The sequence below is a fragment of the Kribbella sp. genome, from assembly GCF_035687465.1.
Classification (GTDB): domain Bacteria; phylum Actinomycetota; class Actinomycetes; order Propionibacteriales; family Kribbellaceae; genus Kribbella.
Genome location: NZ_DASRXP010000432.1, coordinates 1 through 11,674 on the forward strand (window position 1 = coordinate 1; position 11,674 = coordinate 11,674).

At 68.1% G+C, this 11,674-nt stretch carries 7 protein-coding genes and 1 pseudogene; 5 read left to right on the forward strand and 3 right to left on the reverse strand.

Going from position 1 to position 11,674, the window contains the following annotated elements:
- Together VFG33_RS22385 and VFG33_RS22390 are read right to left on the reverse strand one after the other, a co-directional pair.
- A pseudogene (locus VFG33_RS22385) lies at positions 1–443 on the reverse strand (OmpA family protein); the annotation flags it as partial.
- Between the two features lie 99 nt (positions 444–542).
- Positions 543–2,705 carry an MMPL family transporter gene (locus VFG33_RS22390; RefSeq protein ID WP_325054877.1) on the reverse strand — a complete coding sequence of 721 codons (2,163 nt, stop codon included), beginning with the start codon at positions 2,703–2,705 and terminating at the stop codon, positions 543–545.
- Between the two features lie 88 nt (positions 2,706–2,793).
- Between VFG33_RS22390 and VFG33_RS22395 the strand changes: the two genes are divergently transcribed.
- The 4 genes from VFG33_RS22395 (at position 2,794) to VFG33_RS22410 (ending at position 5,949) form a co-directional block, all read left to right on the forward strand.
- Positions 2,794–3,432 carry a TetR/AcrR family transcriptional regulator gene (locus tag VFG33_RS22395; protein WP_325054878.1) on the forward strand — a complete coding sequence of 213 codons (639 nt, stop codon included), beginning with the start codon at positions 2,794–2,796 and terminating at the stop codon, positions 3,430–3,432.
- A gap of 93 nt (positions 3,433–3,525) precedes the next feature.
- Positions 3,526–4,776 carry a glycoside hydrolase family 18 protein gene (locus VFG33_RS22400; protein WP_325054879.1) on the forward strand — a complete coding sequence of 417 codons (1,251 nt, stop codon included), beginning with the start codon at positions 3,526–3,528 and terminating at the stop codon, positions 4,774–4,776.
- Between the two features lie 230 nt (positions 4,777–5,006).
- Complete coding sequence (locus VFG33_RS22405; protein WP_325054880.1) at positions 5,007–5,543, forward strand: winged helix-turn-helix domain-containing protein; 537 nt, start codon at positions 5,007–5,009, stop codon at positions 5,541–5,543.
- Positions 5,544–5,724: 181 nt separating this feature from the next.
- The gene (locus VFG33_RS22410) at positions 5,725–5,949 is read left to right on the forward strand and encodes an endonuclease domain-containing protein (RefSeq protein ID WP_325054881.1); all 225 of its coding nucleotides are present in this window, start codon (positions 5,725–5,727) and stop codon (positions 5,947–5,949) included.
- A gap of 206 nt (positions 5,950–6,155) precedes the next feature.
- Here VFG33_RS22410 and VFG33_RS22415 read toward each other — a convergent pair whose 3' ends face one another.
- Positions 6,156–10,538, reverse strand: a complete 4,383-nt coding sequence (locus tag VFG33_RS22415) for a S8 family serine peptidase (RefSeq protein ID WP_325054882.1) — start codon at positions 10,536–10,538, stop codon at positions 6,156–6,158.
- Between the two features lie 326 nt (positions 10,539–10,864).
- On the opposite strand from VFG33_RS22415, the gene VFG33_RS22420 reads away from it, so the two are divergent.
- Complete coding sequence (locus tag VFG33_RS22420; protein ID WP_325054883.1) at positions 10,865–11,500, forward strand: winged helix-turn-helix domain-containing protein; 636 nt, start codon at positions 10,865–10,867, stop codon at positions 11,498–11,500.
- The last annotated feature ends 174 nt before the right edge of the window (positions 11,501–11,674 follow it).

Consider the following 11,674-nt stretch of genomic DNA (forward strand, 5'->3'; position numbering starts at 1 on the left):
TTGGTCAAGTCGAACGGCGCTACCACTACCACTGGTTCGGCCGTGGGCTCCGCAGACGGGATCGGCGTGCCGGATGCGCTGGGGAGTGTGACGTCGGCGAGGTTCGGATTGCTGCCGCCGGACTTGGCCGCCCGTACTCCGTCCACGGCCGCGACCACCTCCCGGGCCTGACTCGCGTCCGCGCCGGCCGGTACTACGACAGTCGCGTCGCGGCCGTCGAACTCGACCTCCGCACCGGTGATTCCGCGGGCTTCCAGTGCGGCCAGGGACCGGTCGCGAAGATCGTCCTCGGTGGACCCGGTTTTGGCGACGAGTAACGCGGCAGTCAGCAGTACGGGAACGATGAGCGCCGCGAGCAGCCAGACAAAGCCGGGCCGCCGGGTGAATCCGGCACTGGCTGCGGTTGCGGGATCGGACCGGGCATCGTCCGAGGATCCGGGCACTGTTCCTCCGTTGCGGGCCAAAAGTGACCGTGCGCGAGGACATTACTCCGTCAGGCACTCACTTCGCACATACATCCAGGGCCTGTCTCGCGGAGAGTTTCAGGTCGGGCTGGACTCGGTCAGTCCGATCCGGCTGTGCAGGTGGCGCAGGGGAGTCGGCGACCACCACGCGCGACCGCCGAGCAGCCGCATCGCTGCCGGTACGAGCACCCCGCGGATCAGGGTGGCGTCGATCAGCACGGCGAGACCGGTGCCGATCCCGAAGAGCTGGATGAAGCTGACCGAACTGGTGCCGAACGCGAAGAAGCTGACGGACAGGATCACCGCCGCCATCGACACGATCCGTCCGCTGCGAGCCAGACCGGTCGTCACCGAATCGGTCAGGGTCGCACCTTCGTCATGCTGCTCCTTGATCCGGCTCAGCACGAACACCTCGTAGTCCATCGACAACCCGAAGGCGATGCAGAACAGCAGGACCAGCATGCTCGTGTCCAACGGCAGCGGCGTGAACCCCAGCCAGCCGGACAGCCGGCCGTCCTGGAAGATCAGCACCATCGCCCCGAGGGTCGCACCCAGCCCGATCACGTTGAGCAGCAGCGCCCGCAACGGCTGCAGCACGCTCCCGGTGAACAGGAACAGCAGGACGAAGGTCGTCAACGCGATCAGCCCGCCCGCCAACGGCAACCGCGATCCGATCGCCTGCTGGCTGTCCATGAACCGGGCGGTGTTCCCGCCGACCAGGAACTCGCCCGGTGCCTGCACCACCCGAGCAGAGTCGACGAGGTCGAGCGCCGCTGCCGATCGCGAGTCCGCCTCCGTCACCACGGTCAGTCGCTGAATGCCGTCCTTCGCCATCCGGGCGTCAGCGGGCGACGTGCTCACCCGCTGCCCACGGACGAAGGTCCCGGCTGCGGAATCAACCCGTACTACGTCTGGCAGTTCCGACAGGTTCCCCGCATACGGGCCGATGGCGGCGGTGTCGACGGAATGCGCACCGACCACGTTCACCGCGTTCGTGTCGTCGCTGCTGAACTCGGTGCGCAGCGCATCGCCGACCACCCGGCTGGTGGTTGTCGTCGGCAGCACCCGGTCGTCCGGCGTGCCGAACTCCACGTGCAGCAGTGGCGCTGCCAGCAGCACCAATCCGGCGACCACGGGCAGGGCGGTCAGCGCTGGGCGCCGCATCGCCAGTCCGGCGAGCCGCCCCCAGAACGGTGCGACGGTCTTCGGTGTGTCCTTGGCCCAGGGGAGGCGCCCGGCGTTCACCCGGTGACCGAGGACGGTCAGCAGGGCCGGCAGCACCACCAGCGCGCTGACCATGGAGATCACGATCACCCCGATCCCGGCGTACGCGAAGGAACGGAGGAAGAACAAGGGGAAGAGGAGCAGCGCGGCGAGTGCGACGGCGACGGTCAGGGCGCTGAAGACGATGGTGCGGCCGGCGGTCGTGACCGTGCGGACGACCGCGGTCTCGAGGTCGACGCCCTTGCCGAGTTCCTCTCGGAAGCGGCTGACCATCAGGAGCGCGTAGTCGATGGACAGGCCGAGGCCGAGCGCAGTGGTCAGGTTGATCGCGAAGATCGAGACGTCCATGGCGTCACCGAGCAGCGAGAGTTCCGCGAAGGTGCCGAAGATGGCGATGGTGCCGATGGCCAGCGGGAGCAGTGCGGCCACGAAACTGCCGAAGGCCAGCACGAGCAGGACCAGGATGATCGGAACGGCGATGGCCTCGGCCACCGCGAGGTCGCGGCTCACCTGGGCGTTCACGTCGTGGTTCACCCCGACCTCACCGCCGACGTCGACCCTCAAGCCGTCGTGCTCACCGCCGTAGGTGCCGATCAACCGGTCGGCGACCTCGGTACGGGAGTCGAAGTCACCGGTGATCGAGGCGACCACCAGGGCCATTGTCCCGTCCTCCGACCGCATAGCGGGCGCCTTGGTCGTCCAGTACGACGCGACGCCGGTGAGATCTGGTTCGGCGGCGATCCTGCGAGTGAGCTCGCTGCCGGCGGCGGTCACGGTGTCGGTACTGACGTCGCGGCCGGCGTCGACCACGAAGACGAGGTCAGCCTGGCCGCCGAAGGTGTCGGCCAGCCGGGTCGCGGCCTGGCTGGATTCCGAGCCTGGGTCGTCGAAGCCGCCCCCGGCGAGCTTGCTGAAGGCGCCGACCCCGACCACCGCGGCGCCCGCGAGCAGCAGCACGGTGGTGAGCAGGATCAGTCGGGCGCGACGGACGGTGAAGTTTGCGAGGCGATGCAGCATGGCGATGCTCCCGAGCGCAATGTTGACTACTGTAAACTTGGTGGGTGTTAACTTGCCATCGATGTGTACGCCCGTCAACATCTAATTCGTGACCGGCCGGAATGCGTACCACCACGGAGATCTGCGGAACGCCCTGATCGCCGCGGCTGCCGAACTCGCCGAACGGGGCGGGCCGCAGGCCGTGACGATCCGCGCTGCCGCTCGCGCTGTCAGCGTCACCCCGACAGCGGCGTATCGGCATTTCTCCGGGCACGAGGAGTTGCTCCTCGCGGCGAGGTCGTACTCGCTGGAGCAGATGGGCGATGCGATGCGCGCGCGGCTGGCCGCGCTGCCGGCGGAGCCCGATCCGGCCAAGGACGCGATGGCGCGGATCGATGCGATCGGACGCGGCTATGTGGATTTCGCCCTGTCCCACCCGGGGTTGTTCCGGACCGCCTTCGTGGTGGATCCGGCCAGGCCGCCGCTCGACTTCCAGACTCCGGAAGGTCCGCACGTGATGCTGGTGCGTGCCGTGGATGAGCTGGCCCGGCAGGGTTTCGTCGACGACGAGTTCCGGGTCGGCGCCGAGGTCGCGGCCTGGTCGCTGGTGCACGGGTTGTCGCTGCTGATGCTGGAGGGGCCGCTGTCCCGGCTGCCGGAGCAGGAGCGGGAAACGGTCGTGGATCAGACGATGGGCCTGTTCGCGCGGAGCTACTGGGCTGTCCGGGCGGCCCGAGGTCTGACGTGATCGCGCGGCCATTTTTATTTGGGTTCTTCTTTTATTAACCCTCCGTGCTGGGTATGGTGCGCTCAGTCCCTCTCCCGCCCCCCAGGAGGAACCATGAGAATCCGCCCGTTCCCCACCGTGATCGCAGCCTTGGCGCTGCTCGGCGCCGGCATCGTGCCCGCCGCCGGTGCGGTCGCTCCACCCGAAACCGCCGCTGCCCCGCAGGCTGCTGTTCCGCAGGCGGTTGCCGCCGGCAAGAGAGTCGTCGGCTATTTCACCGAGTGGGGTGTCTACGACCGCAACTACCACGTGAAGAACATCAAGACGAGCGGGTCGGCGGCGAAGCTGACCAACATCGTCTACGCGTTCGGCAACACCACCGGCGGCCGCTGCACGATGGGCGACTCGTACGCGGCCTATGACAAGGCGTACGACGCAGCCGGTTCGGTCGACGGCGTGGCCGACACCTGGGACACCGGTGCGTTGCGCGGCAACTTCAACCAGCTGCGCAAGCTGAAGCGCGAGTTCCCGAACATCAAGGTGGTCTGGTCGTTCGGCGGCTGGACCTGGTCCGGCGGTTTCACCGAGGCGGCCAGGAACCCGGCCGCGTTCGCGGACTCCTGTTACGCCCTGGTCGAGGACCCGCGCTGGGCAGACGTGTTCGACGGCATCGACATCGACTGGGAGTACCCGAACGCCTGCGGCTTAAGCTGCGACGCGTCGGGCCCGAACGCCTTCAACAGCGTCATCACCGCCCTGCGCAACCGGTTCGGCTCGTCCAACCTGGTCACGGCGGCGATCACCGCGGACGGCACCAACGGCGGCAAGATCGACGCCACCGACTACGCGACGGCCGCGCAGAAGCTCGACTGGATCATGCCGATGACGTACGACTACTTCGGCGCCTTCGCAGCCCAGGGCCCGACGGCCCCGCACTCACCGCTGACGTCGTACACCGGGATCCCCACCGCCGGCTTCTACAGCGACGCGGCGATCCAGAAGCTGAAGTCGAAGGGCATCCCGTCGGCGAAGATCCTGCTCGGCATCGGCTTCTACGGCCGCGGCTGGACCGGCGTCACGCAGTCGGCTCCGGGTGGTACGGCGACCGGTGCGGCGCCGGGCAAGTACGAAGCGGGGATCGAGGACTACAAGCTCATCTCGACCCGCTGCCCGTCCAACGGCACAGTCGGCGGTACTGCGTACGCGTTCTGCGGTGGTCAGTGGTGGGGCTATGACACGCCGGCCACGATCCGCAGCAAGATGACGTACGCGAACAACCAGGGCCTCGGCGGCGCCTTCTTCTGGGAGTTGTCCGGCGACACCGCCGGCGGCGAGCTGATCACAGCGGTCAAGACCGTCGGCTGAACCCAAGACCATCGGCTGACCGGCGGCCGATTCCCCCGCGTCCGGGTCTTCCTGCCCCGTCCGGCAGGAAGGCCCGGACGCCCCATGTACGGCCCTTGTTTTGGCCGGTCCCAGACAGGTCGCATTTGTGCCAGCCGACGGCGAAGGGAATCCCTTGACTTCGTAGGCGCAGTTGAGCGTACTTGTGCCCTGCGTCTGGAACGGCAGACGGTGGATAGGGGAGGGGATCGATGGAGAGCCAACCTGACTCGTCCTTGATCATCGGGGTGGCCACGACCACAGCGGAGCGGGTACAGCTCGCCCGGCTGCTGAGTGGTGCCGACGCGCTGCTGCTCGTCTCCAGCGCGGAACAGGCCCGTGCCTTCCTCGACCTGACCACAGCGGCCGAGTCGACTTCCGTAGTACGGAGCACGACTCCCGCTGCCCAGATCGAGGCAGTGCTGCCCATGTCGGAGGTCAAGCCGCCTGAGCAGCAGCCACGGGAAGGGCTGCGGCTGGACGATGATCGGCGGGTGGTCCGCTGGAAGGACCGGGAGATGCCGCTGACCCGGCTGGAGCACGACTTCCTGCACTGCCTGGTGAAGGAACCCGGCCAGGTGTGGACGTACCAACGCCTGCACCACGCCGTCTGGGGCAACGAGTTCCTCGGCCACGGCTCCCACATCCACTCAGTGGTCAAACGCCTCCGCCAGAAACTCGCCGAACTAGGCGCCGCCGTCACCATCCACGCCGTCCGAGGCGTCGGCTTCCACCTCCTCCCCGCCTGAGTTCACCCGGCGCGCCGCCGAGTCGGCGTACCGAATGACAGGACGTAGTCCCAGAAAGCTGCTGGTTTGGCGGTGGCGGTGGCTGGGCGGCGGGTCGGGCGGGGGAGTACTACCTGTCGTTCGGTCCGCCTGTGGACAAGCCAGACCGCAGCTGCGGCGGATCCGGCACGCTTTCGGAGTCGTGTCGCATCTCGGCCATCGAGCAGCGCGGCTCGCGCTCGAGGCGGACGGCTACCTGTTCCACGGCGGGAGGGCCGACTTCGCCGCCGACTGCCGCCGGTACGACGAGTTGGTGGCGGCCGGCTGGCTGGTCCTGAGGTTCACCTATGAGCAGGTGCTGTCAGACCCGGACTGGGTGATCGCCACGATCCGCCGGGCACTCGCCCAACGCCTCCTCACCAACTGACCCTCAAATCTGTACCGAGCGACAGGACGTGGTCCCCGCCGCGCTAACGGTCGGTGGTGGCTGGGGCTGGGCGGGTGGTCCGGGTGCCGACTACGTCCTGTCGCCCGGTACGCCGGACTCGTAGCGACCGTGGCTCGCAGTACAAAGCGCCGGCCCCCGGGCAGCGGGTGCTGTCCGGGGGCCGGGTTGGTGCTAGGTGACTACTGCTACTTGATGGACTTCAGGGCGAAGTTTTCGGTGACCGGTTGACCGTTGAGGAGCTTGGTCGTCCGGGTTTGGGGCTTGTAGCCGTCCTTGGCGGCGATCAGGGTGAGCGGGTTGTTGCGGCGGTCCAGCCAGTAGGCGTACTTGCCCTGGCTGTCCGTGGTGAACGTGTACGACTGGGCCCAGGAGTCGACCTGGACGATCGCACCCGGGAGCGGGGCGGTCGCGCCCGAGGTGGCTACCCCGGTGACGGTGCCCAGCAGCTTGCTCCAGGTGTTCGGCGGGGTGACGTTCATGGTCACGCCGACCCCTTCGACGGCGTACGGGGTGTTCTCCTTGATCGTCACCGTGGCGTTGTACTTGCCCGGCTGGTCGACGGTCGCGGAGAGGGTTGCCTTGACGACGACACTGGCGCCCGGGGCCAGGGTGGCCTCGGTCTTGTCGATGCTCAGCCAGCTGACGTCGGCCGACGACTCCCCACAGTCCTCGAGACCCGGCAGTACTTCACTGTCAGCAGCCGCGTTGAAGTTGCCGGACGAACCGCCGACCTTGTAGAAGCCACACGCCGCGGCACCGCGGTAGCGCGGCAGATTGGCGTTCGGCAGCGAGGCCCAGGTGTTGGCGGCCGCGTCGTAGGCGAAGCCGGCGTTGGTGATGGCACCGGCCTGGACACCGCCGACGACCAGCAGCTTGCCACCGGCGACGGCGAAGGACGACGCCCAGTGGTCGGTCGGGGCGTCCGCGGTCGGCGACCAGGCGTCGGTCGCCGGGTCGTAGACGTAGCCAGACTTCGTCGCGGCCACGCCGTCGTTACCGCCGGAGCAGACCACCTTGCCGTCGATGGCGCCGCAGGATGCGAACGCGACCGACTTCGGGTAGTTCGCAACCGTCGCCCAGCTGTTCGCCGCCGCGTCGTAAGCGACCACGGTGTTGGACATCGGGGTGCAGTTGGCGGTGGTGCAGCCGCCGACGGCGTACAGCTTGCCGTCGACCACGGCCTGACCGGCCGCCGCCCGCGGTGCCGGGTTGGCCGCTACCGCGGACCAGGCGTTGGCCGCCGGGTCGTACGACCAGGTAGCCGGATCCGGACCGGCGGCGCCCCAGCCGGAGCTGGCGATGATCTTGCCACCCACGACGCCGAGGGTGACGGCGTTCCGGGCGCCCGGAAGAGGAGCGATCGCGGTCCAGCCCAGGGCGGCCGGGTCGTACACGTAGCTGGTACCGGTCGACGCAGTGCCGTTGCCACCGGCAATCGAGTAGACCTTGCCGTCCAGGTTGACGCTGCGGTTGTCCATCACATTGGCCGGGTAGTCGGCGATGTCCGCCCACGGAGCAGCCAGCGGGTTGGCCACGGCCGGCGTACCGGTCGGGGCCTTGCTGCTGGTCTCCTTCGCGCCGAACGAGGTCGGAACCTGGAGCCGCTGCAGCGGGGCACCGGTGCCGTTCAGCACCTGTGTCTTGGTGGTCTTGGTGCCGTTGGCGTTCAGGATCTCGAACCCGCCGTCAGCCTCGCCGAACTCCACGTCCACCGGTGCGCCACCGGTGTTCTTGACGGTGATGTTCTTGGTGACCGTGCCGGTCGGGAGCTTCACGTTGCCCGAGACTGCTCCCGGCGTGACCGACAGGCGGCCGGCCGCGAGGGTGTAGTCGGCGGCGGTGGCCCAGTCGGCCTCGACGTCGACGCTCTGGCCCGAGCTGACGTAGTTGCCGGCCTTCGCCGTGAAGCCATGCGCGCCGGACTCCGAGGAGTACAGCCAGTAGAAGCCGTCGCTCAGTCCGGTGTCCTCCGGGGTGGCGACGGTGACGGTGGTCTCGGCCGGCTTGTCGTCACGGGTGACGACCGCGCCGTTCACGAAGCCGCTGGTGTTGGCGTCCTTCACGGTGCCGGTGACGAGTCCGCCGCCGGCCGCCTCGCAGTTGACCGTGCTGCCGATCAGCACGCTGTCGACCTCCCACCACCACTCGTACGAGGCGAGGGAGTAGTGGAACCGGACCTGTACGGCGGACTTGCCCGCCGCCTGCGGAATCGCGATCTCCTTGACCCCACGAACGTCCGCGGCCTGCGACAGGACAGTGGCCCAGGTGGCTCCACCGTCGAGGGACAGGTCGATGTCGGCCTTCTCGCCGCCCAGCCAGTTGAAGTCCTGGTTGAACTTGATCACCGGAGCGGTGACCGAGGTCAGGTCGACCACGGGGCTGACCAGCGAGGTGTCCTGCGCGCCGCCGGAGCCGTAGCCGTCGCTGTCGACGATCGCGAAACCGCCGCCACCGCCGGTCAGGTTGCCGCGGCTCTTGTCGTCGCTGAACTTCCAGGTCTGGCCGTTGCCCTTGTTGTCGACCACGGTCCAGCCGTTCGGGGCGGCCTGGGCGTCGAAGGTCTCGTAGACGCCGTCAGAGCCCCACTTGTACCCCGGTGCCGTGGTGCAGGTGTCGGTCCGCACCGGTACCGCGACGTTCTTCGTCAGGTTGCCCGCGCCGACCGTGATCGGCTCGCTGACCGTCTGGTAGCCCGGGTACTGCGACTCGACCTTCAGCGAGTACGTGGAGCTCGAGGGCACCTTGAAGCTGTACCGGCCGTTGGTCGGGGTGGTGAAGTCGGACACGCCACCCGGTCCCTCGATACTCACCTTCGCGTACAGCGGCCAGCCGTGGCCGGAGCCGTCCGTGATGGTGCCGCCGACGTTGACCGTCGGAGCCGCCGCGAGGGCGAAGTCCTTGGTGGTGGTCGTGTTGACGGTGATCGTCGCGGTGCCCGTTTGGCCCACGTAGCCGAACGCGGCCACCGCGAGGGTGTAGTCACCGGCAGGAAGAACCGTGGAGAAGGTTCCGGTGCTGGTGGTGGTGAGCACCCGGTCCGGCGTACCCGTCTGCTTGACCGTCACTGTCGCGCCGGAGACTCCGGCACCACCGGTGACGGCGGTGACCTTGCCGGCGAGGGTGCCGGTGTCGCCGATCGGGGCCGCGTTCAGCAGGGCGAGCGCGTCCAGGCGGCCTTCACCGAAGACGTTGTTGTCGTCCGCGGTGCCACCGCACTGGCTGGAGTTGGCGTCGGTCGCCGTGTTGTCGAGCAGCGCACGGGTGGCGGTGACGTCACCCTTCAGCGCCGGCGACGCGGCCCACAGCAACGCGACGACGCCCGCGAGGTGCGGGGTGGCCATCGACGTGCCGTTGAAGCTGGCATAGGCGTTGCCCGGGATGCTCGACCGGACGTTGACGCCCGGAGCCGAGATGTTGGGCTTGATCTCGCCGTTCTGACCGACCCCACGGCCGGAGAAGGTGGCGATGTTGTTGTTGATGTCGTAGGCGCCGGCCGAGTAGTTGCTGACCAGGCTGCCCGGCGAGCCGCTGCTGTTACAGCCCAGCTCACCGCTGTTGCCGTTGGCGAACGCACCGAAGATGCCGGAGTCGGTCCAGGCGTCGGTGATGTCCTCCATGAACGGATCGTTCGAGGGCAGCTGGCTGCCCCACGAGTTGTTGATCACGTTCGGCCGCTTGCTCGCGTCCGGGTTCTGCCCGGCGAGGTTGGTCGGCTCGAGCATCCACTGGCCGGAGGCGATCAGGGCCTCGTCGGTCGGGCAGCAGCCGTTCGCGGCGATCCACTTGACGCCAGGTGCGACGCCGATCTGGTTGCCCGCGCCGTCGTCGCCGGCCATGGTGCCCATCGTGTGGGTGCCGTGGCCGTTGCCGTCGGCGGGTGCCGAGGGCGAGGTGCCGGCCGCGTCGAACCAGTTGTAGTTGTGGTCGAACGTGCCGTTGCCCAGGTTGCCGCGGTACTGGTTCACCAGCGCCGGGTGGTCGAACTGGACCCCGGTGTCGATGTTCGCGATCACGATGCCCGCGCCCTTGTCGCCGTACTGGCTCCAGACGTCGTCGGCGTTGATGTTCGCGATGCCCCACTCGAGCGAGTTGATCTGCTTCTCGGTCGTGCCGGGGGTGATCTTCGGTACCTCGATGGTCGTCGGGTTGTAGATGCCCTCGACCTCGGTGTGGCCGGCCAGTTGCTGGGCCATCGCCAGCGAGCCGCTGGCGACGCGGATCGCGTTGGTGCCCCAGAAGGCCGTGTACTTCACGTGCTGCGCGTCGAGCTCGGCCCGGACCTTGGTCTGGCTCTCGGCCGCGGTCTTGCGCAGCGCCGCGGCGACCGCGGTACCGCGCTGGTTCCAGTCGGTGATCGCGCTGGCCGCGGAGAGGTCGGCCTTGGCGGTGAAGCGGACCCAGTAGTCCGTCGCCTCCTTGGCTTCCTTGCCCTGCAGCTTGGCGAGAACCTCCGGCTTGATCTTGGCGGCCGGCGCGGGCGTTCCACCGGGTTCGGGTGCCGCCTGCGCCGCCTGGCCTGTGGCGGCCAGCCCGGTCGTGACGACGGCTAACGCCGCCAGGGTTCCCACCAGCGATCTGGTGAGGCCCCTTCTTCGTTGATATGACATCTCTGCCCCTCACTTGTACGACCCCGAGTTGACTCCCCCGAGTCAGTGGTGCAGAGGTGCAGGACTTCGCGTCAGGTCAGGTGAACCGGTTCGGCGAACGCTCCGTGCCCCCCAGGTCGCGACGTGTTACGTCGAGAGCCTGACGTGGACCCTATGTGTCAGAGAAAGGTCTGAACAAGCACACCTGGTGAGCAAGATGTCACTAGCAGTCGGGCCGATCTGGGCAACTTTCGCCAGTATTTGTCAGTTCATTGACGATTAAAGGCAGAGGTTGACATTGTGATCGGATGGTCACCGCCCGTGTCCCCGCCCCTGACGACGGCACCCTCGATCTGAGATCCGCCCAGCAGCCCTTCCCGTTGCTGATCGCGGTCGCCGCCTCGTTGGAAGAACGAGTCCGCCTGGCCGAGCTCGTTGACGACGTCGCGCCGCTCCTGCTGGTCTCCAGCCTGGAGGAGTTGCGCAAACTGATCGCCCTGCCGACGACAGCACCTACGGAGCAGCCGGAGCCACCCGATCCCGCGTCGGAGCCCGTTGCCCGGAGGGTGCCGGACCGGCGTACGGACCCCCGGGTCGCTGCCGACGTCCTCACGATCGACTCGGCTAGGTCGATGGCGCAGTGGCGGGAGCGGGAGGTGCCGCTGACCGATCTCGAGCACGACCTGCTGACGCGGTTGATGACGCCGCCGCTGCGGGTGTGGACGTACGAGGCGCTGCATCTCGCGGTCTGGCGGAACCGGCATCTGCGCAGTACCGCGGATGTGCATTCGGTGGTGAAGCGGCTCCGCCGGAAGCTGGACGAACTCGGGACGACGATCACCATCGACGCCGTCCGGGGGACCGGCTTCCGTCTGACCGACCACCAGCGCCCCGCCCTCACCGACCACCAACGCCGAGCGGTCGCCGGTCTCCGGGCTGGGTAGCCTCGGGTTCGTGCGCTTCTCAGCTTTGACTCACCTTGACTGTCCTAAGTGCGGCCTCACTCATTCGCCGGATCAGGTGATCGGGCTGTGTTCTTGTGGGTCGCCGTTGCTGGCCCGGTACGACCTCGAGGAGGTCCGGGCAGGGTTGACCAAGGAGGTCGTGGCGGCGCGGGC